This is a genomic window from Capnocytophaga sp. oral taxon 335 str. F0486, assembly GCF_000277665.1.
Taxonomy (GTDB): domain Bacteria; phylum Bacteroidota; class Bacteroidia; order Flavobacteriales; family Flavobacteriaceae; genus Capnocytophaga; species Capnocytophaga ochracea.
This window is the reverse complement of sequence record NZ_AKFR01000019.1, coordinates 22979-49933: the sequence shown is the minus strand read 5'-3', so window position 1 is coordinate 49933 and position 26955 is coordinate 22979. Positions and strand designations below refer to the sequence as shown.

Annotated in this window: 28 protein-coding genes and 1 tRNA gene; 23 read left to right on the top strand and 6 right to left on the bottom strand. The window is 38.9% G+C overall.

Going from position 1 to position 26955, the window contains the following annotated elements:
- Positions 1-86 precede the first annotated feature (86 nt).
- Genes HMPREF1320_RS04120 through HMPREF1320_RS04110 form a run of 3 tightly spaced genes read left to right on the top strand, consistent with a single transcriptional unit; the run spans position 87 to position 2510 of the window.
- On the top strand, positions 87-407 hold the full coding sequence (locus HMPREF1320_RS04120; protein WP_009417465.1) for a DUF6922 domain-containing protein: 321 nt from the start codon (positions 87-89) through the stop codon (positions 405-407).
- Positions 362-1003 carry a nucleotidyl transferase AbiEii/AbiGii toxin family protein gene (locus HMPREF1320_RS04115; RefSeq protein WP_009417534.1) on the top strand — a complete coding sequence of 214 codons (642 nt, stop codon included), beginning with the start codon at positions 362-364 and terminating at the stop codon, positions 1001-1003. The genes HMPREF1320_RS04120 and HMPREF1320_RS04115 overlap by 46 nt, the downstream gene beginning before the upstream one ends.
- Positions 1004-1049: 46 nt before the next feature.
- Positions 1050-2510, top strand: a complete 1461-nt coding sequence (locus HMPREF1320_RS04110; RefSeq protein WP_009417501.1) for a UDP-N-acetylmuramoyl-L-alanyl-D-glutamate--2,6-diaminopimelate ligase — start codon at positions 1050-1052, stop codon at positions 2508-2510.
- A gap of 192 nt (positions 2511-2702) precedes the next feature.
- On the opposite strand, the gene HMPREF1320_RS04105 is transcribed toward HMPREF1320_RS04110, so the two are convergent.
- Both HMPREF1320_RS04105 and HMPREF1320_RS04100 read right to left on the bottom strand, forming a co-directional pair.
- A tRNA-Arg gene (locus HMPREF1320_RS04105) sits at positions 2703-2776 on the bottom strand.
- An 89-nt stretch (positions 2777-2865) separates the two neighbouring features.
- Positions 2866-3918: a branched-chain amino acid aminotransferase gene (locus HMPREF1320_RS04100; RefSeq protein ID WP_009417522.1), complete on the bottom strand. Its 1053-nt coding sequence runs from the start codon at positions 3916-3918 to the stop codon at positions 2866-2868.
- Between the two features lie 152 nt (positions 3919-4070).
- Here HMPREF1320_RS04100 and mnmD point away from each other — a divergent pair, with 152 nt between their 5' ends.
- Positions 4071-4733 (top strand): tRNA (5-methylaminomethyl-2-thiouridine)(34)-methyltransferase MnmD, encoded by a 663-nt coding sequence (mnmD, locus tag HMPREF1320_RS04095; protein WP_009417500.1) that lies wholly within the window; start codon positions 4071-4073, stop codon positions 4731-4733.
- On the opposite strand, the gene HMPREF1320_RS04090 is transcribed toward mnmD, so the two are convergent.
- Positions 4696-5721 (bottom strand): o-succinylbenzoate synthase, encoded by a 1026-nt coding sequence (locus HMPREF1320_RS04090; protein WP_034554089.1) that lies wholly within the window; start codon positions 5719-5721, stop codon positions 4696-4698. The genes mnmD and HMPREF1320_RS04090 overlap by 38 nt on opposite strands.
- A 37-nt stretch (positions 5722-5758) precedes the next feature.
- The gene (tsaE, locus tag HMPREF1320_RS04085; RefSeq protein ID WP_009417498.1) at positions 5759-6223 is read right to left on the bottom strand and encodes a tRNA (adenosine(37)-N6)-threonylcarbamoyltransferase complex ATPase subunit type 1 TsaE; all 465 of its coding nucleotides are present in this window, start codon (positions 6221-6223) and stop codon (positions 5759-5761) included.
- Positions 6224-6535: 312 nt separating this feature from the next.
- Here tsaE and HMPREF1320_RS04080 point away from each other — a divergent pair, with 312 nt between their 5' ends.
- From HMPREF1320_RS04080 to HMPREF1320_RS04060, 5 genes are all read left to right on the top strand, one after another.
- A complete protein-coding gene (locus tag HMPREF1320_RS04080) occupies positions 6536-7861 on the top strand; it encodes an anaerobic C4-dicarboxylate transporter family protein (protein WP_034554086.1) in 1326 nt (441 codons plus the stop codon).
- Between the two features lie 56 nt (positions 7862-7917).
- Positions 7918-8976: an L-asparaginase 2 gene (gene ansB / locus HMPREF1320_RS04075; protein ID WP_034554083.1), complete on the top strand. Its 1059-nt coding sequence runs from the start codon at positions 7918-7920 to the stop codon at positions 8974-8976.
- Between the two features lie 63 nt (positions 8977-9039).
- Positions 9040-10242 (top strand): OprO/OprP family phosphate-selective porin, encoded by a 1203-nt coding sequence (locus tag HMPREF1320_RS04070; RefSeq protein ID WP_034554080.1) that lies wholly within the window; start codon positions 9040-9042, stop codon positions 10240-10242.
- A gap of 6 nt (positions 10243-10248) precedes the next feature.
- Positions 10249-11088, top strand: a complete 840-nt coding sequence (locus HMPREF1320_RS04065; RefSeq protein WP_009417506.1) for a helix-turn-helix domain-containing protein — start codon at positions 10249-10251, stop codon at positions 11086-11088.
- Between the two features lie 83 nt (positions 11089-11171).
- Positions 11172-11801, top strand: a complete 630-nt coding sequence (locus HMPREF1320_RS04060; protein WP_002671199.1) for a DUF417 family protein — start codon at positions 11172-11174, stop codon at positions 11799-11801.
- 87 nt (positions 11802-11888) lie between these two features.
- On the opposite strand, the gene HMPREF1320_RS04055 is transcribed toward HMPREF1320_RS04060, so the two are convergent.
- On the bottom strand, positions 11889-12407 hold the full coding sequence (locus tag HMPREF1320_RS04055; RefSeq protein ID WP_009417512.1) for a KdsC family phosphatase: 519 nt from the start codon (positions 12405-12407) through the stop codon (positions 11889-11891).
- Entirely contained in the window at positions 12388-13158 is a 771-nt protein-coding gene (locus HMPREF1320_RS04050) for a Rossmann-like and DUF2520 domain-containing protein (RefSeq protein WP_009417482.1), read from the bottom strand. Before HMPREF1320_RS04050 ends, HMPREF1320_RS04055 begins: the two co-directional genes overlap by 20 nt.
- Positions 13159-13692: 534 nt before the next feature.
- Here HMPREF1320_RS04050 and HMPREF1320_RS04045 point away from each other — a divergent pair.
- The 14 genes from HMPREF1320_RS04045 (at position 13693) to HMPREF1320_RS03975 (ending at position 26921) form a co-directional block, all read left to right on the top strand.
- Positions 13693-14295 (top strand): LUD domain-containing protein, encoded by a 603-nt coding sequence (locus HMPREF1320_RS04045; RefSeq protein ID WP_009417518.1) that lies wholly within the window; start codon positions 13693-13695, stop codon positions 14293-14295.
- A 6-nt stretch (positions 14296-14301) separates the two neighbouring features.
- Entirely contained in the window at positions 14302-15144 is an 843-nt protein-coding gene (locus HMPREF1320_RS04040; protein WP_009417483.1) for a phosphatidate cytidylyltransferase, read from the top strand.
- Positions 15144-15938 carry a diaminopimelate epimerase gene (dapF, locus tag HMPREF1320_RS04035; protein WP_009417502.1) on the top strand — a complete coding sequence of 265 codons (795 nt, stop codon included), beginning with the start codon at positions 15144-15146 and terminating at the stop codon, positions 15936-15938. Before HMPREF1320_RS04040 ends, dapF begins: the two co-directional genes overlap by 1 nt.
- Entirely contained in the window at positions 15935-16435 is a 501-nt protein-coding gene (locus tag HMPREF1320_RS04030) for a GNAT family N-acetyltransferase (RefSeq protein ID WP_009417511.1), read from the top strand. The genes dapF and HMPREF1320_RS04030 overlap by 4 nt, the downstream gene beginning before the upstream one ends.
- 8 nt (positions 16436-16443) lie before the next feature.
- Positions 16444-17262 carry a ZIP family metal transporter gene (locus tag HMPREF1320_RS04025; RefSeq protein WP_009417519.1) on the top strand — a complete coding sequence of 273 codons (819 nt, stop codon included), beginning with the start codon at positions 16444-16446 and terminating at the stop codon, positions 17260-17262.
- A 102-nt stretch (positions 17263-17364) separates the two neighbouring features.
- The gene (gene glyA, locus HMPREF1320_RS04020; protein WP_009417510.1) at positions 17365-18639 is read left to right on the top strand and encodes a serine hydroxymethyltransferase; all 1275 of its coding nucleotides are present in this window, start codon (positions 17365-17367) and stop codon (positions 18637-18639) included.
- Between the two features lie 371 nt (positions 18640-19010).
- Positions 19011-19820 carry a twin-arginine translocase subunit TatC gene (gene tatC / locus HMPREF1320_RS04010; RefSeq protein ID WP_034554074.1) on the top strand — a complete coding sequence of 270 codons (810 nt, stop codon included), beginning with the start codon at positions 19011-19013 and terminating at the stop codon, positions 19818-19820.
- Positions 19821-19828: 8 nt separating this feature from the next.
- On the top strand, positions 19829-20482 hold the full coding sequence (locus HMPREF1320_RS04005) for a hypothetical protein (protein WP_009410049.1): 654 nt from the start codon (positions 19829-19831) through the stop codon (positions 20480-20482).
- Between the two features lie 6 nt (positions 20483-20488).
- Positions 20489-21232 (top strand): LPS export ABC transporter ATP-binding protein, encoded by a 744-nt coding sequence (gene lptB / locus HMPREF1320_RS04000; RefSeq protein ID WP_009410048.1) that lies wholly within the window; start codon positions 20489-20491, stop codon positions 21230-21232.
- A 41-nt stretch (positions 21233-21273) separates the two neighbouring features.
- On the top strand, positions 21274-22497 hold the full coding sequence (pepT, locus tag HMPREF1320_RS03995) for a peptidase T (RefSeq protein ID WP_009417490.1): 1224 nt from the start codon (positions 21274-21276) through the stop codon (positions 22495-22497).
- Positions 22498-22601: 104 nt separating this feature from the next.
- Complete coding sequence (locus HMPREF1320_RS03990) at positions 22602-23795, top strand: pyridoxal phosphate-dependent aminotransferase (protein ID WP_009417517.1); 1194 nt, start codon at positions 22602-22604, stop codon at positions 23793-23795.
- Between the two features lie 156 nt (positions 23796-23951).
- Positions 23952-24932, top strand: a complete 981-nt coding sequence (gene pfkA, locus HMPREF1320_RS03985) for a 6-phosphofructokinase (RefSeq protein WP_002671231.1) — start codon at positions 23952-23954, stop codon at positions 24930-24932.
- A 53-nt stretch (positions 24933-24985) separates the two neighbouring features.
- Positions 24986-25984, top strand: coding sequence for a type I glyceraldehyde-3-phosphate dehydrogenase (gap, locus tag HMPREF1320_RS03980; RefSeq protein ID WP_009417466.1), 999 nt, complete (start codon positions 24986-24988; stop codon positions 25982-25984).
- 82 nt (positions 25985-26066) lie between these two features.
- Positions 26067-26921: a hypothetical protein gene (locus HMPREF1320_RS03975; protein ID WP_002671235.1), complete on the top strand. Its 855-nt coding sequence runs from the start codon at positions 26067-26069 to the stop codon at positions 26919-26921.
- The last annotated feature ends 34 nt before the right edge of the window (positions 26922-26955 follow it).

Here is a 26955-nt window from a genome sequence, read left to right as displayed (position 1 = left end):
GCATTCTATTGTACATTTGTACCCTACAAACTCCAACCAGTCCTACTGGTCTGTATTATCCGATTTAAACTAACAACTAAAAAATAATGCTTTTTGATGATTGGAAAGACAAAGACCCTTTAAAAGTTTCTCCTACTTTACTTTGGGACTACGACCTCTCTACCTTTGATTGGGAGAAAGGTAAAGTAATAGTTGTACAACGCATTGTAGAAAGAGGGTGGGACAACGATTTTTATGCCGCTATGCAATTGTATGGAGGCTTGGAAGCGTTTATAGAAATAGTAAAACAAGTACCTTACCTAAACGAAAGGGATATGAATTTCGTTTCAAAGGCATTTCAAATAGATTTAAACGATTTACAATGTTACAAGAACAAACAGTACCGAGAGCAACTTTTGAACTCCTGAAAATCTTGATGAAAGATGAAAAGCTGAATAAATTCTATTTAGCTGGAGGTACTGCTATAGCCCTGTATTTAGGACATCGCACTAGTATTGATTTAGATTTGTTTTCGTTAGAAGATTTTGATAATACTGAATTAGAGTTTTATCTATCTCAGCAATATAACTTTCTTACTGACAATAAGGCTCGCAGTACTCTAAAAGGAAGTATAAAAGGAGTTAAAATAGACTTTATTACTTTTAATACTCCTTTGTGCGAACAGATACAAAACATAGGAGGTATAAGGCTATTTAGTTTGCAGGATATTATTGCAATGAAACTCTTAGCTATTGCCGATAATGGTACGCGGTTGAAAGATTTTATTGATATAGCCTATTTGTCGATGCGATTTTCATTTGATGAGATGCTCTCGTTTGTAGCTTATAAATTTTCTAATAAAAATCTACAAATATACCGAAAAGCTCTTTTGTTTCATAATGATATTTATTTTGATGTCCCTATTCAACTCACTGAAAAGAAATACCAATGGGGAAAGATAGCAAAACGCCTCGATGAAATGGTTACTTCTCCTAAGAAAGTTTTTGAACATTCGCCTTTGTAAAATGACACTGACAAATAGAAAAATCGGTTAATTACTAATTAACATTATGAACTTAAAAACATTACTTAAAAACATCACTATAAAAACTTCCCTTTATGTGGAAGATAAAGATATTACCTCCGTTTGCTTCGACTCCCGAAAGGTAGAAAAGGGAAGTATGTTTGTTGCCATCACAGGCACGCAATCTAACGGACACGAATACATAGACCAAGCTATACGCAGTGGCGCTACTGCGATTGTATGTGAGCAATTACCTCAACAGCCCTTGCCTGATGTGAGTTATATAGTAGTCTCCAATAGTCATAGTGCTTTAGCCTTGATTGTAGCTAACTTCTATGGCAATCCTTCCGAAAAACTTACCTTAGTAGGCGTAACAGGTACTAACGGAAAGACTACTATTGCAACGTTACTCTACCAATTGTTTAGAAAAGCAGGGCAAAAAGCGGGGTTACTCTCCACAGTGGCGGTATACGTAGACGACCAGCGCTTTGAAGCAACTCACACCACCCCCGACCCTCTTCAACTGAATCATTATCTGCACTTAATGGTACAACAAGGGGTGAAATACTGCTTTATGGAAGTGAGCTCTCACGGCATCGACCAGCATCGTACTGAAGGGCTACAGTTTGCAGGAGGTATTTTCACTAACCTCACCCGTGACCACCTCGATTATCACAAAACCTTTGCTACCTATCGCGATGTGAAAAAGCGTTTCTTTGATGCGTTACCCTCTACTGCTTTTGCCTTAATAAACAACGATGATAAGAATGGGGCTTTTATGCTACAAAATACCAAAGCTCAAAAGAAAACATATGCGCTTAAAACTCACGCAGATTATAAGGCATATATCATTGAGAGTAGATTTGACGGCTTGCTGTTGCGTATCAATCAGCACGAGGTATGGACAAAACTCATAGGTGAGTTTAATGCCTATAACCTTTTGGCGGTATATGCTACAGCTACTCTATTGGGTATTGACGAACTCGAAGCACTTACTCTTATCAGTGCCATAGAACCTGTGGCAGGACGTTTTCAGTATGCCGTATCGGCTACGGGAGTGATTACCATAGTGGATTATGCTCATACCCCCGATGCTCTTGAAAACGTTCTGAAAACTATCAACGATATACGCACTCACAACGAGACCCTCACTACCGTAGTGGGGTGTGGGGGTAATCGTGACAAAGGTAAACGCCCTATAATGGCTAACATAGCTACAACCCTCAGCGATAATGTAATCCTCACTTCCGACAACCCGCGCAACGAAGAACCTGAGACGATTCTTTCCGAAATGGAACAAGGGGTACAGCCACAATACTTTCACAAAGTACAAACCATCACCGATCGTCGTCAGGCAATACAATCCGTTTGCAAGAATGCCAAAAAGGGAGACATCATTCTCATCGCTGGTAAGGGACACGAAACTTACCAAGAAATTAAAGGCGTTAGACACCATTTTGACGACTTTGAAATCGTACGGGAATACTTGGAGCTCTATAAGAAATAAGATTAGGTTTTAAGAGGAAAGTTTTTAAGTATTTACATCATTATAAAAATAAACTTTTCCAAGAGCTTTAAGCTCTTGGAAAAGTTTATTATACCACTACTTTGTTTTAAGATTTAAATTGTGTATATTTATTTTCCTTATACGACGTTCATTAAGATAAAAAAAGCTCCAACAAAGTTGGAGCTTTTTTCGTGACCTCGACAGGATTCAAACCTGTAACCTTCTGAGCCGTAATCAGATGCGCTATTCAGTTGCGCCACGAGGCCATTGTTGTTCTTGTTTTACGGGTGCAAAGGTACGACCTTTTTTGAAACCTGCAAACTTTTTCACAACTTTTTCACAAATTATTTTCTTCTTACTTTACTTGCACTCTCCAGCCGAAGGGGTCTTCTGCCTTGTTATACTGAATGTTAAGTATTGCTTGTTTGATTTTATCGGTATATAATTCAGCAGGGCGATTTACGCTGTAATCTTTGCCTTTATAGCCAAATCCAGATATAGGGCTAATTACCGCTGCCGTTCCGCAACCAAATGCTTCTTTCAATTCACCTTTTTCAGCAGCTTCGATAAGTTCGGTTACTTTCACGGGGCGTACTTCGGTTTTGATACCTAATCTTTCGGCTACTGCAATGATACTTTTACGAGTTACCCCATCGAGAATACGTTCACTAGTAGGGCAAGTAACAAGGGTGTCACCAAAACGGAACCATAGGTTCATTGTACCTGCTTCTTCTAAGAATTGGTGAGTAGCGTCGTCTGTCCACATCACTTGTTGGTAACCTTCATTGGCAGCTTCTTGGGTAGGGAAAAACTGACCTGCGTAGTTACCTGCAGCTTTAGCAAAACCAAAACCACCATTAGCAGCACGGCTGTAATAGTCGGCTATTTTTACTTTTACATCGCCTTTGTAGTAAGCTTGTACAGGGGCAGTAATAATCATAAAAAGGTAGTTTTTAGCAGGAGCCGCTTGCACGCCTGCAGTAGTAGCAATCATAAACGGACGCAAATAGAGGGCATTGCCAAATCCAGGTTTTATCCACTCGCTATCGATATCTACAAGAGTGCGGAGTGCCTTATCAAACCATTCTTCGGGGAACTCAGGCATTGCCAAGCGTGAGCAGGATTTGTTGATACGTTTGTAGTTTTCTTGCGGACGGAATAGAAAAACGTGTCCATTGTCGTCCTTATAGGCTTTCATTCCCTCAAAAACAGCTTGTCCGTAGTGGAATACGCTTGCCGAAGGCTCAAGGGTTATAGGAGCATAAGGTTTGATGGTTGGGTTTTGCCACTGTCCATCTTTGTATTCGCAGATAAACATATGGTCAGCAAAAGTTTTACCAAAACTCAGTTTTGAAAAGTCTATCTGGTTAATACGACTTTCTTTTACTTTTTCAATCTTTAAATTCATATTGTTTTAGTTTTTGATTTTGTCTAAATTTTTGTCAAAGGTACAAAATATTTTTTAACTTTGTCGCGTAAAACACAAAAATCTTTACCTATATTTTTCAACACACTAACTATTAAACGATTACTTGTTACCTTTTATCTTTTACCTGAATAATGACTCACGAACTTATAAAAACCTCTGATGGCTCTACCAGCTTTTATATTCCACAGTTGGACGAGACCTATCACTCAGTACACGGCGCGCTTCAAGAAACCCAATACGTGTTTATCAAAAACGGACTGCAACTGTTTGACCATCAAAGCATCTCTATCTTAGAAATTGGCTTTGGTACGGGTCTCAACGCTCTAGCTACTTACAAAGAGCACGAATCCTTGCAACTGAATATTCGTTACGAAACGGTAGAAGCCTATCCGCTTTCGTGGGACGAAGCTTCACAGATGAATTTTTCGCAATTGCTGAACGATGTTACACTTACTCCTGTCTTTGAACAAATGCATCGTTGTATCTGGGATAAACCAGTGTCACTTTCTTCCTCTTTTAGTTTCAAAAAGCGATTACAACGTTTTGAAACTATCAACGATACCGATACTTTCGACCTTATTTATTTCGATGCTTTTGGGGCGCAAGTGCAACCCGAATTGTGGCAAGAAGCTATTTTCCAACGAATGTACACTGCCCTCAAACGAGGAGGCTATTTAGTAACCTATGCTGCCAAAGGCTCTGTGCGTCGTGCAATGCAGGCTTGTGGCTTTACGGTGGAACGATTGCCCGGACCGCCTATGAAAAGGGAAATGTTACGCGCTCACAAGGATTAAAGCCTAAATGTCCGTTTCCTACATACAAAGGAAAAGGTATATTGTTTGTATACAGCGTTCCCGTACCTAAGCCTTGGGGCATTGGGTTGCGAAGTGTGTACGTCCATTGTGCAATGGCATTAAGCCCTATGTTGCTCTCCAAAGCCGATGTTACCCACCAACCTATATCCAATGTTTCGGCAAGAGTTATCCATTCTTCAGAACCACTATAACCTCCTATGAGCGAAGGTTTTAAAATGATATACTGCGGTTGTATCTCTCTCAGAAGTCGTTGTTTTTCTTCCCTTGTAAATATCCCTATCAGCTCCTCGTCGAGGGCAATAGGCAGAGGTGTTTGCTCACACAGTTCAGCCATCGCTTCCCACTGTCCTGCGCGTATAGGTTGCTCAATAGAGTGTAATTGCAAAGTAGCCAAGTGTTCTAAATACCTCAGTGCCTCAGTTGCTTGAAACGCACCATTAGCATCTACCCGTATTTCTATATCGTTTGCCGAAAACTCATTGCGCAAAGCTTTTAAAATGCGATATTCTTCTTCAAAGTCAATCGCTCCTATCTTCATTTTGATACAGCGAAAACCCTGAGCGAGTTTCTCTTTTATCTGCGCTTTCATAAAGTCGGGAGAGCCCATCCAAATGAGTCCATTGATAGGTATAGCGTCTTTTCCCTTCGTAAAGTTCGAAGGAAAGAGCTCGTACCAGTGTGGAGCTACTACCGACCTAAATGCTTGTTCCACCCCAAATTGTATAGACGGAAAAGTCTTGAGCTCTTCTAATAAAGCCTTTTCTCCCAAGTGTAAGTGTTGTTCTACCCATTGTAATTTAGCCTCATAATCAGGTACATCATCGGCACTAAGCCCACGAAAGAGATTGCATTCTCCTATGCCTTTTTTGCCCTCTTGTTCTATTACCAAAAAAAAGGTCTCTTTGGAGGTAAGAACCCCTCTTGATGTCCCCGAAGGACGTTTAAAATTGAGAATGTGTTTAATCATAATTTGGTGCGAGCCGCACGAGCATTTTATCAATTTTCTAATTGCTAACTACTAATTTTCTATGGTTTTTATCTATTTGTATCAATTCGACTGTGGTATAAGTATCAGGCAAGTATTTTTCAACCTTTTCCGCCCATTCAATAAAGCACCAATCGCCAGAGTAGAGGTATTCTTCAAAGCCGATATTAAAAGCCTCTTCCTCGTTTTTGATACGGTAAAAATCAAAGTGGTAAATACGACTATCAGCACCTTCATAAGAGTTCACAAGGCTAAAAGTAGGGCTACTCACATTGTCTGTACTACCTAAGGCACGCACCAAGGCTTTGATGAGTGTTGTTTTGCCAAATCCCATTCCTCCTCTAAAAATCACCACTTTGTAGTGTAAGTGAGGCAGAAGTTTTTTTGCAATTGTATCGATATCCGCTAAAGTGTAGGTAAATTCCATAACGTTATTTTTGAGGGCAAAGGTAGCAAATAATTGCGAATGACCTCCGTTTGACATTGAAAAGAATTTTTAATGTTATATACAAAAATCTTAAAAAATCAAAAAATGGAAATTAACTGAATTATAGAAATTATATTATTTTTAACTATTGTATATCAAGTGTTTATATACCTTTTGTATAACAATCTTCCAAGATTCGTTCAAGGTTCCTATAAGCTTCCTATAAGCTAAGTATAAGTTATCTCCTAAATTTAAAAGTTCTTTTTATTTTAAAAAATATTCTTTTTCTCTTTTTTGTTTTCAAAAACTTTCGTATCTTTGACCCGAAATTAGTAGTTACTAATTGTTATTGTCAATTATTCATTGAATATGATATATATAGAATTATTAATCGTGCTCCTCGCTATCTTTGTAGGAGCCAGAGTAGGAGGTATTGGGCTCGGTATCTTCGGTATGATAGGTTTAGGAATTCTGGTCTTTTGTTTCGGACTCAAACCTGGTAATCCGCCTATCGATGTAATGCTTATCATTGTAGCAGTTATTACAGCGGCTGCTACATTGCAAGCAGCGGGAGGTTTAGATTATTTGGTGAAGGTAGCCGAGAAAATTCTGCGCAAAAATCCCGCTATGATTACCTTCTTGGCGCCTGTAGTCTGCTACTTTTTTACTTTGTTTTCAGGCACAGGTCACATAGCCTATTCGCTTTTGCCTATCATTTCCGAAATTGCTACCGATAGCAAGGTACGCCCTGAGCGTCCCCTTTCTATATCGGTAATAGCTTCGCAACAGGCTATTACAGCTAGCCCTATTTCGGCAGCTACAGCCGCTTTACTTTCAGCTGAGCTCTTAGGTAGTAAAGGTATTACGCTGGGCAATATCCTGATGGTGTGTATCCCCGCTACGCTCATAGGGGTGATTGTAGGCGCCATAGCCGTGAGTTTTATGGGCGTTCCTCTCGAAAAAGACCCTGAATACCAACGCCGTTTACGTGAAGGTCTTTTAGAAAAAGAAAGTCATACCGCTTCGCAAATGACCGGTAAAGACCTGCAAAGAGCCAAAACGTCAGTGATTATTTTTCTTATAGGAGTCCTCTCTATCGTACTTTTTGGTTCTATTGATAGTCTCCGTCCATCTTTTGAAGTAGGAGGTGAGAAAGTACAAATGGGAATGACCCAACTCATCGAAATTATAATGATGTCTATCGCTGGCTTGATGATTATCTTTGCTCGAGTAGACATCAATAAAGCAGTAAAAGGCTCGGTATTTATTGCAGGTATGCAAGCTGTGATAGCTATTTTTGGGATTGCTTGGATGGGCGATACCTTTTTCAATGGCAATATTGAGTTCTTCAAAATGCACATCGAACAAATAGTTACTCAATATCCTTTCCTCTTTGCAGTAGCCCTTTTTGTAATGTCTGTTCTTTTATTTAGTCAAGCCGCTACGGTACGAACTCTTTATCCGTTAGGGATTGCCTTAGGCATTCACCCAATGGCAATGATAGCAATGTTCCCTGCGGTGAATGGCTATTTCTTTATCCCTAATTATCCTACCGTAGTAGCTGCTATCAATTTCGATAGAACAGGCACCACTCGCATAGGCAAGTACGTGCTGAACCACTCGTTCCAAATTCCTGGTTTTGTAGCTACTATTGTAGCCATTGCAGTAGGTTACCTAATAATTATGTTTATGTGAAATATCTAATTTCTAATTCTTAACTTTCCATTCAAAACTAATAACTAAAATTATATATGATGACATTAATGAAAAAAATTGCCCTCTCATTGCTCTTAATGATGACTGTGGCAGTCTTTGCGCAACAAAAGCCAAAGATTCGTATTTTAGCTACCGGTGGTACTATCGCAGGAGTAAGTAAATCAAATACTGAAACCAACTATAAAGCTGGTGAACTCGGTATTTACCAACTCTTAGACGCAGTACCCGAAGTGAAGAATATAGCCAATATAAGTGGTGAACAGATTGTGAAAATCGGTTCACAAGATATGAACGATGAGGTATGGCTCACTCTTGCCAAACGCATCAACCAGCTCTTAAATAAAGAAGGATATGATGGTGTGGTAATCACTCACGGTACCGATACAATGGAAGAAACCGCCTACTTCCTCAACCTTACTGTACACAGCAAAAAACCTGTGGTAATGGTAGGAGCAATGCGTCCTGCTACCGGTATGAGTGCCGATGGTCCTCTAAACCTTTATAACGCAGTAGTAACTGCTACCGATAAAAATGCTATGGGGCGTGGAGTAATGGTGTGTATGAACGACATCGTACTCGATGCTAAAGATGTCATTAAAACCAATACCACTGCTGTCGAAACTTTCCAAGGAGCTAACTATGGCAAATTGGCATATATTCACAACGGTAAGGTATTCTTTAATCGCACTCCTGAAAACAAACACACTTATCAATCAGTGTTTAATGTTGATAATTTGAAACAATTGCCTAAAGTAGGTATCGTATACAGTTATTCTAACGTATCCGAATTGCCAATGAAAGCCTTTATGGACGCTAAATTCGATGGTATTGTACACGCAGGAGTAGGTAATGGTAACCTCTATCACACTATCTTCGATTTGGCAGTAAAAGCTAGAGAGCAAGGCATTCAGTTTGTGCGTTCTTCACGCGTACCTACAGGAGCAACAACTCTCGATGCCGAAGTAGATGATGCTAAATATCAATTTGTAGCTGCACAAGCACTCAACCCACAAAAAGCTCGTGTTCTATTGATGTTGGCACTCACTAAAACTAAGGATTGGAAACAAATCCAAAAATACTTTAATGAATACTAAAACAAGTAAGAGATAATAAGTAACAAGTAAAAAATGCCTCTTATCTCTTACCTCTTACCTTATATGAAAAGAATATTATTGGCAATAAGCCTTCTGGTAGGAGGTGTTGCCACTGCACAACAAGATTTGCAAGACCAAATCAACCAATTGAGGGCAGAAATTGACCAGTTAAAAGCTACTGCTCCTGCGCCTCTACCTATGTCACAAGATGGAGAAGAAAACCCTATTCATAAGAAGTTTAATATGTACTTCAACTTTCAATCGAGCTTTGATCTTGAAAAAGTAAAAGACCAAGATATGACTGCTCAATTCAAAGCGCGCCAATTGCGATTGGAGGTTCGAGGTGATATTACCGACCGTATTTTCTACCGCTTCCGTCATCGTTTGAACAAATCAAATGCAGCAACCTCTTTGGATAATCTCGCCAAAGCTACCGATATGCTCTATGCAGGTTTCCGTTTAGACGATAAATGGACACTTACTGCAGGTAAAATGTGCCAAGCGTGGGGAGGTTTTGAGTTTGACCTAAACCCAATGAACATCTATGAATATTCTGATTTCGTAGACCATATGGATAATTTTATGTTAGGTGCGATGATTACTTATGCCCCTAATAAAAATCACGAGTTTAACTTCCAAATTACCGATGTGCGTAATGATAGTTTTGAAAAACTATACGCAGGAAGTAGCTTTGAAGCAAGCAAATCACCACTTACTTATATTTTTAACTGGAATGGTAGTTTCTTTGATAATAGATTGCAAACACGTTGGGGAGCAGGGATTCAGCAAGAGGCTAAAAATATAGCCAATTCGATGGTTATGTTGGGTACTAAGCTAAACTTACCTAAGTTTCAAGTCTTCTTCGATTATATGATGGCTTATGAAAACTTAGACCGTTTGCAATACGCTTCTGTTTATACCACAACAGCCGTAGCTGTTCCTGCTTATTTAGAAGATACATCTTATAATTCTTTTGTAGTAAAAGCCGAATACCAGCCTATTCCACAACTGAATATTTTTGCACAAGGAATGTATGAAATGGCTGATGTGAAAAATAGTAGTCTCCCTTCTGGGGCTTATAATAACAACTATCGTTCTTATGGCTATTATGCAGGGGTTGAATATTTGCCTTTTGAAAAGCAAGACTTGCGTTTCTTCTTGGCTTATATAGGGCGAGCATATGATTATGAACACCAACCGCTTTCTCCTATGTTAGATAAAAATAGAGTAAGTATTGGTTTGATGTACCGTATTAAGGCATTTTAGTGAATAGTGGATATAGCTGTTAAACATATTACATTACAACAATTCTCCACACCTGTACGTGTGGAGAATTATTGTGTATTTATATTTCGAGGAGAAGGAACTATTGCCGTAGATACGGTGCCCTATTCCTATGAAGGTAATACACTACTTTTTCTATCACCTTATCAATATTTTCAATGGGTAGAAGGTACTGCGAATGATAACTTACTGTTGGAATTCCACGGTGATTTCTACTGTATTGAGTACCACAAAAAAGAAGTAGCCTGTAACGGACTCCTATTTAACGCTATCTTCTTGTATCCTCATATCAAGGTTACTGATAAACGTTTTGCTGAAATAATAACTCTTTTTGAACGTATAGAAGACGAAAGCAAAACGCCTTCCCTTTATTCAGAATCTGTACTCAAATCATACTTGCAACTTATTTTGGCTTTAGCAAGTAAAGAAAAAAGCCTATTGTTAGAGCATACTTCTCTTAAAACTGAACATCATTTAGCTAACGACTTCCAAAAACTCTTAGAAGACCATTTTATTACAGAACGCAATGTGTCCTTTTATGCATCAGCATTATGCCTTACTCCCGATAGTTTTAGCAAGAAAATAAAAACACTTTTAGGAAAAACACCCAATAAACTCATACAAGAACGTGTAGTGCTCGAAGCTAAAAAACTGCTTCATCTCACCTATAAATCCATTAAAGAAGTGGCCTTTGAACTCAACTTTGAAGATGAGTTTTATTTCAGTAGGTTTTTTAAGAAAAATGTAGGTCTCTCACCCAAACACTTTCGAAAAAAGGTAGGAATCTCTATCGTTGCCCAGCCTAAAACGGAAAAGTCTATGAAATAACCTTTTTTATCCATTCGAGATACAAAATAATGCCGTATCTTTGCCCCCGCAAATAAAAAGTTAATTTTAAATATTAAATCACTATGCAAAAATTATTATCATTTTTAGCCGATAGCGAACGTTGCTTTGTAAACTTTATCAGGGTCGCTATCTTTATTGTAATGGCTTGGATTGGAGGACTTAAAGTGTGCCAGTACGAAGCCGATGGTATTGTTCCCTTTGTAACGAATAGCCCGTTTATGAGTTTCTTCTACAACAATTCAGGCAAAACTGCCATTGATGAGAACGGCGTGACAGGTGAAGCAAACAAAGGTAAAGAAGTAGCCCAATACAAGCTACACAAGAATCCTGAAGGGAAGATGGTAAAAGCTAATATTGAATGGCATAAAGAGAACGGTACTTATGTGTTCTCATATGGTTTAGGAGCTTTTATTTGTTTGATAGGATTCCTTACTTTACTCGGTATTTGGTCGCCTAAAATAGGGGTTATAGGAGGCTTACTCACTTTCGGTATGAGTATAGTTACCCTCTCTTTCCTCATCACGACTCCTGAGGTGTATGTGCCTAACTTAGGTGGAGATATGCCTACGCCTGCTTATGGATTCCCTTATCTATCGGGAGCGGGACGTTTAGTATTGAAAGATATTATTATGTCGGCAGGTGGATTGATAGCAGCCTCAGAAGCTGCTCGCCGATTGCTAAAAAAGAATTAGAATTAGGAGAATATTAATTCTATCATCTAATTATAAGGGCTGTCTACCGCAAGGTAGACAGCCCTTTATATAATAAGTAAAGTGGGATTATTTATCTTCAAAAGTCCAATCGCCACGCACTTTAAGCACTTGTTCTATAATATCGCGCACAGCTCCCTGTCCGCCTTCAAGATGCGAAATGTAATCGGATACGGCTCTTACTTCGGGTACGGCATCTACGGGGCAAATAGCCAATCCTGCTCGCTTCATTGGAGGGATATCGGGCATATCATCACCCATATAAAGTATTTGTTCTCTTTTAAGATGTTTTTCTTTTTGGTATTTCAAAAAGGTTTCGAGCTTTTGGTGACGGAGCATAAAAATATCTTTTACTCCGAGGTTTTCGAAGCGTTTTTGTACGCCTACGTTACCTCCTCCTGTAATGATACATATGTTGTAACCTTTGGCGATAGCTGTTTTTACCGCAAATCCGTCCTTCATATTCATACTGCGCAATAGGTCGCCATCGTTATCTACCAATACTTGAGTATTGGTAAATACGCCATCAACATCAAAAATAAAAGTTGTGATGTTCTTTAAACGTTCTTTATAGTTCTTTCTTTCCATAAGTGTTTATTATTGATTTTGTAATTATATTGTATATTTCTCGTTCATAACCTGAAAGCAAAGCCAAATGGTTAGCAATAGTTTGAGTATCGCGACGTCGTGCAGGTCCTGTTTGTGCTTCGAGGGCGGGCATTGTTTGGAGTTTTTCGAAAGTATTTTTTAGCAAAGGTTCTAATATTTCAAATGGAATGGCGTGTGCCTCGCATATTTTTTGACTGATAGCCACCAAATGATTGGTGAAATTATTAACGAAAACAGCCGATAGGTGCATTATACTGCGTTGGTAACTACTCAGCCGATACACTTTTGTGGAAAGCTTTTGAGCTAATGGGTATAGAAATCTTTCCATATCCTCAGTATGTTCAGCCTCTAAACAAAAAGGAATGTTTGAAAAATCGACCTGAGTGCTTTTTGAAAAGGATTGTAAAGGGTAAAACACGCCACGTCGGTTTTTGGGTGAGAGTACCTCCATAGGGGTATTGCCAGAGGTGTGCACTACCAATTGCCCCTCGAAAGGAAGGGAGGCTGAAACTTCACTAATAGCTTCGTCTTTCACGGCTATAATACATATATCGGTGGGGTGCAAGTCGGTAAGGCTGTGAATTTTATCTATCTGAAAATCATTAAACTCAGGGCTGAATTCACTACGGTTATACAACTGCCGAAGGTGCACCTCAGGGAGCTGATAGAGGGCTTTGGTGAGGTGATAAGCCACATTGCCTCCTCCTATGATACTAATATTAATAGCCATATTGACTGCAAAAAAAATGTTAAAAATTGCTTTTTCGCGAATATTCTTCAAAAAAAGACAAGGTTCTGTTTTTTCACCTCAAAAATACAAAAGGTTGATAATCAATGAATGTTTTTAGTTCTTATCTTTTACTTTACCTCTACTTTACTCGAACCTAAGATGAAGGTAAGACGAACCTAAGACGAAGCTAAGGCGAAGGAAAGAGGGTATTAAGCTGAATATCAAACGGAAAAAAGCTGTTTTTAGTTTATTGAGAAAAAAATGTTAAAATTGCGTTTTTGGCGAAAAAAACGCAAAAAAATAAATATCATATATTCAGTAAGGGTACAAAGGTAGGAAAATAAAAGCAAATAACAAATTTTATAGAAAAAGTATATAGATTCATTTATTTTGTATATATTTGCAAAAAAATAGGGCTCGTTGTATTATCTGCTGGGCAGATATGAATGGAATAAAATACTTCTTTTGTTGATATTCAACGGATAAGAAGATTAAGTATTAGTTAGATTGCCAATTGTAAAAAACGGATTGTCAATGAATTTATTTAGAAGATTATTTAAAGGGAATGATATAAAAAGTGAAGATGAAGTACGCAAGTTAAATGAACAGCTTCCTGCTGATGAGCAATTTGCGATGAACTTTACTAAAAATGGCGGAAAGTTTATTTATTGCACTACTGAAATACAGGTGCAAGAGGTTTTTCGGCATATACTGAAAGAGTTGGGCGTATATGTAAAGATGAGTAGTAATGCTTCTCACACTATTAAAACGATGTTTGAAGAACACACGCCACTGTTTACTGCTGATATCGAAACTTCGAACGTGTATTTGACGGATTGCGAGTATCTTATCACTACTTTGGGCGGGATTATGCTCTCTTCGCATCAGTTGAGACATAAGAATATCAATGAATTACCTGAAATATTTATTGTCTTTGCCAAAACGAGTCAGATGGTGAGAGATATTCCTGAAGGAATGAGGGGTATAAAGAACAAATACCCGCAACAATTTCCTACGGGGCTCATTACGCTACAAAGTTTCACCGATGACCCTGAGAAAAATAGTATCAACTATTACGGCACGAGTTCTAAGAGGACGTACCTGATACTCTTAGAAGATTTACCTATTGATAAATAATAATTTATGAACGAACTCTTCAAAAGAACCATTACAGGCTTTATTTATGTTTTTCTATTGCTATCGGCAATTATGCTCAATGCTGATGCTTTTGACTTCTTGTTTTTATCCTTTGGTATTATTTGTTTATTTGAGTTTAAAAGGCTTATCAGATTAAAGGAATTGCATATATTTTTACTTTTTTTGTTGGTTTGGTGGCTGTTTATTCACTTAAAAACTTATCCTTTCTCGGTTTATATACTGCTTTTGGCTACTTTGCTTGCCAATATATACCTCACGATGATGCTTTTCAACGAAAAAACGCCTATCCGCAAGCAAAGTAACAATACTAAACTGCTTATTAGTTTACTGTATATAGGAGGAGGTTGTATATTTATGCCTCTGATTTACAAATATGAGAATAATCCGAACCCTAATTATTTTTATCAGAATATATTCAACAACGAGTCGCAAATTACGATGATAGGACTGTTGTGTATTATATGGGCGAGTGATAGTTTTGCATACCTTACAGGCAAAGCCTTTGGCAAACACAAGCTCTTTGAGCGCATTTCGCCTAAGAAAACTATTGAGGGTTTTGTGGGCGGACTCATAGGGGCGATGCTTATCGCTACGGCTATTTCGTATTACAGTGGCAGACCACTATGGCAATGGCTTATATTGGCAGTGATTTTGGTGGTTACCGGTGCGGTAGGCGACCTGGTAGAGTCTAGCTTTAAACGAATTGCTAAGGTAAAGGACAGCGGGACGATACTGCCAGGACACGGAGGTTTACTCGACCGCCTGGATAGCCTTATTTTTGCCTCGCCTTTTGCGTACTTAACGCTACTAATTTTTGACCTTTTTTGATGATGAAATTCTACAAATATCAAGGAACAGGGAACGATTTTGTGATGATAGACAATCGCAAAGGGGTATTTCCTAAAAATAACGAAACGCTTGTGGCACAATTGTGTCATAGGCGTTTTGGTATTGGAGCCGATGGATTGATATTGCTTGAGAACGACCCGCAGTATGATTTCCGTATGGTGTATTACAATTCTGACGGGCGTGAAAGTACGATGTGTGGCAATGGGGGGCGCTGTGTGGTGGCTTTTGCGAAACAATTGGGTATTATAGAACACGAAACGCTATTTATAGCTGTAGATGGGGAGCATCGTGCTACGATTGAAGGGGATAGCTACGTGCGCTTGCAAATGAAAAATGTAACTAAGGTGGAAGAACACAAAGGCTACGTATTCTTAAATACAGGGTCGCCTCACCACGTGCAATGGGTGGAAGAGGTAGATACCGTAGACGTGAAAAGCGAAGGAGCTACTATACGCTATGGAGAACTTTATGCTACTCAGGGCGGTAGTAACGTGAATTTTGTGAGCAAAGGAGAGAAAGGCTTTAAAGTGCGCACCTATGAGCGCGGAGTGGAAGATGAAACTTACTCTTGCGGTACAGGGGTTACAGCCGTAGCGATTGCTCTTTATCACATAGGAGAAACCGATGCACAACAGATTACCCTGCACACTCGAGGAGGTGACTTGCAAGTGGCTTTCGATAGAGTAGGAGAGGGGTATGAGAATATCTATTTGAGTGGTAGTGCTCAATTCGTGTTTGAAGGAACAATAGAAGAGTTAAAAGGTAAAGAATGATAAAGTTAAGAGCGTTAGAACCTGAGGATATAGATTTCTTGTATCAGTTAGAAAACGAAGAAGCCTTGTGGGAGGTGAGTGACACCCAATTGCCTTTTGCTAAGCATTTGCTACAAGATTATATACGGAATGCCCAACAGGATATTTACGAAGCTAAGCAGTATCGCTATGTTATAGCGTTTGAAGAGGGAATGCCTATGGGCTGTGTAGATTTATACGATTTTAGTCCGAAGCACCGTAGAGCAGCTGTGGGGATAGCTCTTTTGCCCGTCTATCGAGGGAAAGGTTATGCCAAAAAAGCCTTGCAACAGTTGATAGCTCATACACAACAATACTTAGACTTACACCAACTGATTGCTTATATCCCTGCGGATAATGAGGTGAGTATACGCCTTTTTGAGGGAGTAGGATTTTGTTGCAGTGGTGTACAAAAAGACTGGCTTTACAGTCAAGGAGTTTATAAAGATATGTTATTATACCAAAATATTTTCAGATAAGTCATAAAATGATACGAGATATTATTACTTATTTAGAGACCATAAACCCTATACTTGCTGCCTTATACGCTACCATTTTCACGTGGAGTGTAACAGCTTTGGGGGCTGCAGTGGTATTCTTTTTTAAGAAAGAAAACAAGACCGTGTTAGATGGTATGTTAGGCTTTACAGGAGGGGTGATGCTGGCAGCCAGTGTGTGGAGTTTGATAATACCCTCTATTAATATGACAGAAGGTGAAGGCTTTATAAAGGTTCTACCTGCTACGGTAGGGATATTTATGGGAGCACTTTTTCTTTATGTATTAGATAAGTTATTACCGCACTTTCACGCCAACTTCAAACAAACAGAAGGTATTAAAACCGATTGGCAAAAAACTACTTTGCTTATTTTAGCTATTACCTTGCACAACATTCCCGAAGGATTGGCGGTAGGGGTACTCTTTGGAGGAGTAGCCGCTGGTATTCCCGAAGCCTCTATTGCGGGAGCGGTAACTCTTGCCATCGGTATTGGGCTACAGAATTTTCCTGAAGGAATAGCCGTAGCGATGCCACTCAGACGTATGGGGGTGAGCAGATGTAAGAGCTTTTTTTATGGGCAGCTTTCGGCTATTGTAGAGCCCATAGCAGGGGTATTAGGAGCTTTTGCAGTACTCTTTTTTACTCCGATACTCCCTTATGCTCTTGCTTTTGCGGCAGGAGCTATGATTTATGTGGTCATAGAAGAGGTAATACCTGAAGCCCAGCAAAATGAGAACACCGATGTTTCTACCATAGGCTTTTTAATAGGTTTTGTAGTGATGATGGCAATGGACGTGGTATTGGGCTAACAAATATTTCTTTACAGATGTTTGTGTGATACTGAAAAAAAGCATATATTTGCCCAGAAATAGAAGCAATGAGAAGAGTATTAAACATTAAATAATTTTAATATGAAAAGAGACATTGATATTTTTGAACTAATTGAAGACGAAAGAGAGCGCCAAGAGTTGGGGATTGAGCTCATCGCTTCAGAGAATTTTGTGAGCGACCAAGTAATGGAAGCAGCAGGTTCGGTACTGACTAATAAATATGCTGAAGGTTATCCAGGCAAGCGTTACTACGGCGGTTGTGAAGTGATTGATGAAATAGAGCAAATAGCTATTAACCGCGCTAAAGCGCTTTTTGGTGCTAAATATGCCAATGTACAACCTCATAGCGGTTCGCAAGCTAATGCGGCAGTTTATGCTACTTGTCTTAAACCAGGCGATAAAATTCTCGGTTTCGACCTCTCACACGGCGGACACCTTACACACGGCTCACCTGTGAATTTCTCAGGTAGGTTGTATGAACCTGTATTTTATGGGGTAGAAAAGGAAACAGGAAGACTCAATTACAACAATATATTAGAAATAGCGGAACGCGAGCGCCCTAAAATGATAGTAGCAGGAGCTTCGGCGTATTCTCGTGATATCGATTTTAAATGCTTTAGGGAAATAGCCGACAAGGTAGGTGCTATCCTCTTTGCTGATATTGCACACCCTGCGGGGCTTATAGCCAAAGGACTTTTGAACGACCCTATCCCGTATTGTCATATTGTAACTACTACTACTCATAAAACACTGCGAGGGCCTCGAGGAGGACTTATCTTGATGGGTAAAGATTTTGAGAACCCTTTTGGTATAAAGACTCCTAAGGGAGAAGTGCGAATGATGTCGTCACTTATAGACAGTGCGGTATTCCCAGGTAACCAAGGAGGTCCTTTGGAACATATCATCGCAGCAAAAGCGGTTGCCTTTGGCGAAGCTCTTTCTGATGATTTTCTCTATTACGCTATACAAGTGCAAAAGAATGCGCGTAAATTAGCATCTGTACTTTTAGCAAAAGACTATGATATCATCTCTAAGGGAACTGACAATCACTTAATGCTTATTGATTTGCGTAATAAAGATGTAAGCGGTAAAGAAGCAGAAGAAGCCCTTGGTAAAGCAGATATTACTGTGAACAAGAATATGGTGCCTTTTGATACTCGCTCGCCTTTTATAACCAGTGGTATTAGGGTAGGAGTATCAGCAATCACTACTCGTGGACTGAAAGAAGCTGATATGGAACGTATTGCCGACTTTATAGACCGTGCGATTACTAATCGAGATAATGACGAAGTGCTTGAAGAAATAGCAGAAGAAGTGAACAAGTTTATGGAAGATAGACCTTTGTTTGCTTATTAGTAAATTATAGGCCACTTATATAAAGTATAAACATAGGCTCTTACTAAGTTTTTAGGATTTAGTAAGAGCTTTTTTGTTGCGATGTTTCCTAGACTGTAGACGATACCCATATCCGCACCTTCAACGGAAACTGATGGTGCTAACAATGTGATTGAAGTATTGCAAAACGATACTTCCCCGAAAAGTCTAAAAAGTCCAACTACTTTACTCACTTGCCCATCGTGCTACGACCTCTGGCAAAGATGATTATTGGTATTTTTGATATTACTGGTGGTAAGTTAAAAAAGTTAGTTGCTAATTGTGAATTATGAATTATTTATTATCTTTGCACCATCAAATTTGTTATAAAAGATAAAAACAACAAAGCAACGATGGAATCATCACAAGATGAAATGTCCTTTTTAGACCATTTGGAAGCCTTGCGCTGGCACTTGATACGTGCTATTATAGCTGTTTTAGCAGTGGGTGTGGTAGCGTTTGTGTGTAAGGATTTTATTTTCCAAATCATCTTTGCTCCTAAGAATGGTGATTTCTTTACTTACAGAATGTTCTGTAAGATAGGTCATCTTTTTGGATTTAAAAGTGCTTTTTGTGCTGAACAATTGCCTTTTACAATTCAAAGCCGTACAATGGCAGGGCAGTTTTCAGCTCATATCTGGACGTCTATTTGGGCAGGAGTGATTCTCGCATTTCCTTATGTGCTTTATGAAGTGTGGAAATTCATCAGTCCAGCACTTTATGAAAACGAGCGCAAGCTGGCTCGTGGCTTTATTCTCATTGCTTCTTTGCTGTTTTTTATAGGAGTTTTGTTTGGCTATTATCTCATCACCCCACTATCAGTGAATTTCTTAGGGTCTTATTCAGTAAGTCCCGAAGTGAGAAACCAAATAGATTTAAACTCTTATATTTCGGTAGTACGCTCGTCAGTCATTTCGTGTGGCATTATTTTTGAGCTACCTATTGTTGTTTATTTTCTTACCAAATTAGGAGTGATAACACCTGCTTTTATGCGAAAATATCGCCGGCACGCAGTCATTGTAGTGCTTATCATTGCAGCAATTATAACCCCTCCTGATGTAGTAAGCCAAATTATCGTGTCGATACCGATAATGCTCTTATACGAAATAAGTATTTTTATTTCAGCTTACGTCTTAAAAAAAGAACAAAACAAGGTAATTTAATATTTTTAATGGATTGTAATACCTACTTACAGCACCTACCCAACGTGAAAACGTTGAAACAGCTTTGCAAAGGCGAAGCCGTATTAGATTGGATTATTTGTGGTCACGAGTTTGAAGTTTATCACACCTACTACAAAGTAAATGAAGAAGAATATGAAGGCTATGAAGCCCAATGGGGGCACGGCTTTGAAGATGAAGACGGTTCGTCGCTGTCGTTTTATTTTATTGATAAAGCCTGCTTAATCGTTCCCTCTTCGAGCGCCGAAGATAGCAAAGGAGGCGATAATCACGACTTCGAGAAGCGTATCCCGAAGGTGTTCTTGCCGTACTATCGTAAAAACTTTTCAGAAAGTGATATTCCTTTCGTGATATACTCTTTAGATGGTGAAACGTGGCAATGTGTAGAGAACTTCCCTGTGGAAGAACATATCGATAAGTTTGAGTATATTTCTACTGACCCTATGAAATACAAAGAATGGGCAGTGGAATACTTGGGTGACGAAGGCTTCTTGCAAGAAGTAATGAGCGAACAAACCATTACCGACCTTTACGAAGGGAAAGTGCTTACCGAAGAGATGGTGTACAGTATCGTAACCGAAGTACACGATTGGGTAGATTTAGAAACAGAACTCAACGAAATGCCTTATCGCTTTTCGTTTTAAGATTATATGAAATTAGTAGTAAATAACATCATCAAAATATACAAAGGAAGAAAAGTAGTAAAAGGCGTTTCGCTGGAAGTAAACCAAGGTGAAATCGTAGGACTCTTGGGGCCTAACGGAGCAGGAAAAACGACTTCTTTTTATATGATTGTGGGACTCATCAAGCCCAACGGTGGTACTATTTTTTTGGATAATACCGAAATCACCAGTTATCCGATGTACAAACGTGCTCAAAGCGGTATTGGGTATTTGGCACAAGAGGCTTCGGTATTTAGAAAGCTGAGTATTGAGGACAATATCAAAAGTGTCCTACAACTCACCAAACTCTCTAAGGCAGAACAACAACGCAAAACCGATGAGCTGATAGAAGAGTTTGGCTTAGGACATATTCGTAAAAATCGTGGAGACTTGCTTTCAGGAGGAGAACGTCGTCGTACAGAAATTGCACGTGCTTTGGCTACCAGTCCGAAGTTTATCTTGCTCGACGAGCCTTTTGCAGGGGTAGACCCTATAGCGGTGGAAGATATCCAACGCATTGTAGCACAGCTCAAAGACAAGAATATAGGTATTCTCATCACCGACCACAATGTACAGGAAACACTAGCCATTACCGACCGCACTTATTTGATGTTCGAGGGAGGAATCCTCAAATCAGGAGTGCCTGAAGAATTGGCAGCTGATGAGATGGTAAGAAAAGTATACCTTGGAAGAAACTTTGAATTGAGACGCAAGAAAATATTAGAAGATTAGCCAATTAACAATAAAAAGAAATAACTAAAAACTATAATATAATGAAAAATTTAGTAGACCGTTTTATTAAGTATATAAAAATAGACTCTCAATCCAACCCTGAGAGCGAAACAACTCCTAGCACCGAAAAACAATGGAATATGGCAAACCTATTGGTAGAAGAATTGAAAGCCATTGGTTTGCAAGACGTAACTGTAGATGAAAACGCCTACGTGATGGCTACGTTGCCATCGAATGTAGATTACCCAGTGCCTACCATTGGTTTTATTTCTCACTTCGATACATCACCTGACTTCTCTGGTGAAAACGTAAATCCACAGTTTATAGAAAATTATGATGGGGGAGATATTCTCCTCAACAAAGAACAAAATATAGTGTTATCACCTTCTTATTTTGAGGATTTGTTGCTCTACAAAGGCAATACCATTATCACAACCGATGGTACGACCCTCTTAGGAGCTGACGATAAGGCAGGGATTGCCGAAATCGTAACCGCTATGGAATACCTTGTGCAACACCCCGAAATCAAACACGGAAAAATACGCGTAGGCTTTACCCCTGATGAGGAAATAGGACGTGGAGCACATAAATTCGATGTGAAAAAATTCGCTGCCGACTGGGCTTATACAATGGACGGTGGACAAATAGGCGAACTTGAATATGAGAGTTTCAATGCAGCAGGAGCTAAAATTCACTTCAAAGGAAAGAATGTGCATCCTGGTACTGCAAAAAACAAAATGATAAACTCAATGCTCGTAGCTACTCAGTTTATCAATGCACTACCAGCCGATGAGATTCCAGCACGTACCGAAGGTCGCGAAGGATTCTATCATATTACTGATATTTCTGGAGATGTAGAAAATACGGTAGTACAGCTTATCATCCGCGACCACGACCGCGACCTTTTCAACAAACGCAAAGCCGTAGTACAGCAAATTGTAGACGACCTTAACAAGCAAATTCCTAATGTGGCAGTGGCCGAAATAAAAGACCAATACTACAATATGGGTGAAAAAATCAAACCTGTGATGCATATTGTGGAAGTAGCCGAACGTGCGATGAAAGAATTAGGTATTACTCCTATTACCAAACCTATCCGCGGTGGTACCGATGGTTCTCAACTTAGCTTTATGGGATTGCCTTGTCCCAATATCTTTGCAGGCGGACATAATTTCCACGGTAAATACGAATTTGTACCTGTAGAAAACCTCGAAAAAGCTACCGAAGTGATTATTCGCATTGCTGAATTAGTAGCAAAAAAATAATATAATTAGCCGATTTATCAATTAGCCAATGTGTTAATTGACAAATTGGCTAATTTGCTAATTTTTCATTAATCATTAATAATTAACCATTAATCATTAAAAAAATGCCTACAATATCACATAGAGCGCAAATATTGCCTCAGTCACCCATTAGAAAACTGACCCCTTACGCTGAAAAAGCAGCTAAGGAAGGGAAGACTATTTATCACCTCAATATTGGTCAGCCTGACATTAAAACCCCTGAAATAGCCGTACAAGCCGTAAAAGATTTTACCCCTAAGGTATTGGAATATACAAAAAGTGAGGGAATCGATTCTCTTAGAGAAAAGGTGGTGGAATATTACAAAAAACACGATATTAAGGTAGAAAGTAGTGATATTATCATCACTTGTGGAGGTTCTGAAGCTCTTACCTATGTAATTGCTACTGTTGCCAATGCCGATGATGAAATTATCATTCCAGAACCTTATTATGCGAACTATATTAGCTTTTCAGAAGCCTTTGATGCAGTGTGTGTGCCTATCACTTCTTCTTTTGATGATAACTTTGCCTTACCTTCTATAGAAGAGTTTGAGAAAAAGATAACTCCTAAAACTAAAGCTTTTCTCATTTGTAACCCCGGGAATCCTACAGGCTATCTGTATTCTAAAGAAGAAATTTTGCAATTGGCAGCAATAGCTAAAAAATACGATATTTTCCTTATTTTCGATGAGGTATACCGAGAGTTCGTATATGATGGTGCTACCCATTATTCCATTATGCAAGTAGAAGGCATTGAACAAAATGCTATAATGATAGATTCGGTATCTAAACGTTTTAGTATGTGTGGAGCGCGCATCGGGTGGGTAGTCTCTAAGAATAAGGACGTGATGATGTCTGTTTTGAAGTTCGCTCAAGCACGCTTGTCTCCCCCTACTTATTCACAAATAGGAGCTGAGCGCGCTTTTGATGTACCCGAAACTTATTTTGAAGAGGTATTAAAGGAATATACTCAGCGTAGGAACGTGCTCATTGAAGAACTCCGAAAAGTAGAAGGTGTACGTGTATCGATGCCTAAGGGGGCTTTCTATTGTATAGCCGAATTGCCTGTAGAAAATGCAGAAGACTTCTGTATATGGCTTTTAGGCCATTTTTCAGTAAATAACGAAACGGTAATGTTAGCTCCTGCCGAAGGTTTTTATGCTACCGAAGGTTTAGGGCGCAACCAAGTGCGTATAGCTTATGTACTCGAGAAGGAGAAGATAGTAAAAGCTATTCACATATTAGGTGAAGCTCTAAAGGAATACAACAAACATTAAGATTTAATGAAGATTTTATAAAACTAACTTTTAACACCTATTTTCTAATCCCTAATAAACTAAATAGTTATATTTTTTAGTGTTAAAAAAACACATAAAATTATTGCTATATCAAAAATATTTTGTACTTTTGAGGCGGAAAATTAAAAACAGACAATGTCAGTAAAAAAAATAGCAGTATTAACATCAGGAGGAGACGCTCCTGGTATGAACGCCGCCATTCGTTCAGTGGTACGTACTTGTGCATATCACAACATCGAAGTGGTAGGTGTATATCGTGGCTATCAGGGAATGATAGAAGGCGATTTTGAAGAAATGAACGCACGTAGCGTTCGAGATATTATCAATAGAGGAGGTACTATCTTGAAATCAGCTCGCTCTAAAGATTTTAAAACTCCTGAAGGGCGCAAGGCAGCTTATGAAAAATTAAAAGCTGCAGGGGTAGATTCTTTGGTAGTAATAGGAGGTGATGGCTCTTTCACTGGGGCACTCTTGTTCAACAAAGAATTTGGTTTCCCCGTAATGGGAATCCCTGGTACTATCGATAACGATATCTATGGTACTGATTTTACTTTGGGATATGATACAGCTCTCAACACTGTAATTGAGGCTATCGACAAGATTAGAGATACCGCAAGCTCCCACAATCGCTTGTTTTTCATAGAAGTAATGGGGCGTGACGCAGGACACATCGCCTTGAACTCTGGAGTAGGGGCAGGTGCTGAAGAAATCTTGATTCCAGAAGAGAATATAGGGCTTAAAAAGCTACTTGAATCTTTGGAAAAAAGTCGTAGGACTGGTAAAACTTCCAGCTTGGTAGTGGTTGCTGAAGGCGATAAAATAGGTAAAAACGTATTCGAACTTAAAGAATATGTAGAGCAACACCACCCCGATTACGATGTGCGTGTATCAGTATTAGGGCATATGCAACGTGGAGGTGCTCCTTCTTGCTTCGACCGCGTATTGGCAAGCCGTATGGGGGTAAAAGCAGTAGAATCACTCCTTGAAGGGAAATCTAACTATATGGTAGGAATCCGCAATAATAAAATGGAACTCACTCCGCTTGAAAAAGCTATCAAAGGCAGTTCTAAAATAGATACGGAACTCCTCCGTGTAGCCGAAATAATGGCAACTTAGTAACGTAACAAACTTAAAATTAAATAACGAATAAATTAAATTAAAAGAGAATTATGTCAGTAAAAATTGGAATTAACGGTTTCGGACGTATTGGACGTCTCGTATTCCGTGCTGCTTATGAAAGAGCCGACGTAGAAATCGTTGGTATTAACGACCTTTTGGATGTAGATTACATCGCTTACCTTTTGAAATACGATTCAGTTCACGGAACTTTTAAAGGTGATGTGAAAGTAGAAAATGGTCACTTAGTAGTAGATGGCAAAAAAGTGCGTATCACTGCTGAAAAAGACCCTAACAACCTTAAATGGAACGAAGTACACGCCGATGTAGTTGCTGAATGTACTGGTATCTTCACTACCTTAGAAAAAGCACAAGCTCACATCAATGCTGGGGCTAAAAAAGTAGTTATTTCTGCTCCATCAGCTGATGCTCCTATGTTTGTAATGGGTGTGAACCACAAATCAGTAAAACCTACTGATACTATCGTGTCTAACGCTTCTTGTACTACCAACTGTTTATCTCCTGTTGCTAAAGTATTGAATGATAACTTTGGTATTGAAGAAGCCTTAATGACTACAGTCCACGCTACAACAGCTACTCAATTGACTGTAGACGGTCCTTCTAAAAAAGACTGGAGAGGTGGACGTTCAGCACTTTGCAACATTATCCCTTCTACTACTGGTGCTGCTAAGGCTGTAGGTAAAGTAATCCCTGAATTGAATGGTAAACTTACTGGTATGGCATTCCGTGTGCCTACTGCTGATGTTTCAGTAGTAGATGTTACCGTTCGTACTAAAAAGGCAACTACCTTAGAAGAAATCAATGCTGCTATGAAAAAAGCATCAGAAGGTGAATTGAAAGGTATCCTTGGCTACACTGAAGACATGGTAGTTTCTCAAGATTTTGTAGGTTGCAAACTTACTTCTATTTATGATGCTAAAGCTGGTATCGGTTTGAGTGCTAACTTCTTCAAAGTAGTTTCTTGGTACGATAACGAAACTGGTTATTCAAACAAATTGGTAGATTTAGCACAGCACATTGCTAAATTGTAATTCATAAAGAAAAAAGGTGAGTTGCCTATGGAGGCATACTCACCTTTTTTAATAGTAAACAACTTAATAAAACCGAAACGATATGATTTTAATTGTAGACAGTGGAGCTACTAAGGCCGATTGGACAGCCTTAAATAGCAAAGGTGAAAAAATATTTTTTACTCAAACTTTAGGGTTAAATCCTGAAGTTCTTACAGAAGAAATTCTCGTAGAGCGTATTACCACCAATTATCAATTGTTTGAGAACAGAAATTCAGTATCAGAAGTTTATTTCTATGGTGCTGGTTGTGGTACTGAACGCATTCGTTACTTTGTAGAACGCAGTTTGGCAACTATCTTCAAAAACGCTAAAATAGATGTGAAAGAAGATACTTATGCAGCTGTGTTTGCCACTACAGCTCCCACCGATAAAGCTATTGTATGTATCTTAGGTACAGGTGCTAACTGCTCTTATTGGAATGGTAAAGAATTATACCAAGCAGTAGATTCATTAGGCTATATTTTGATGGACGAATCAAGTGGGAACTTTTATGGTAAACGATTGATTATCGACTATTACTTCAAAAAAATGCCATCAGACCTTGTACAAAAATTTGAAAACCAATATGAATTGGGCTCAGATGTGATTAAAAATCATTTGTACAAGATGCCAAACCCTAACAGTTACTTGGCTACTTTTGCGAAATTCGTAGTAGAAAATAAGAATCACGAATATTGCCGTGAGATGGTGAGAAAAGGTATGCAACTATTTGTAGACCACTGGATTTCTCAGTATGAAGACCGTTACGAAGTGCCTATCAACTTTGTAGGTAGTATTGCTTTCTTCCTCCAAGATATTTTGGAAGAAATATTGACAGAAAACAACCTTAAATTGGGTACAGTGCTAAGAAAACCAATTGATGGTTTGGTTGCTTTCCACGTAAACAAATTCTTTTAATAACGAATAAAAGATAAAATAAAAAAGACACTCA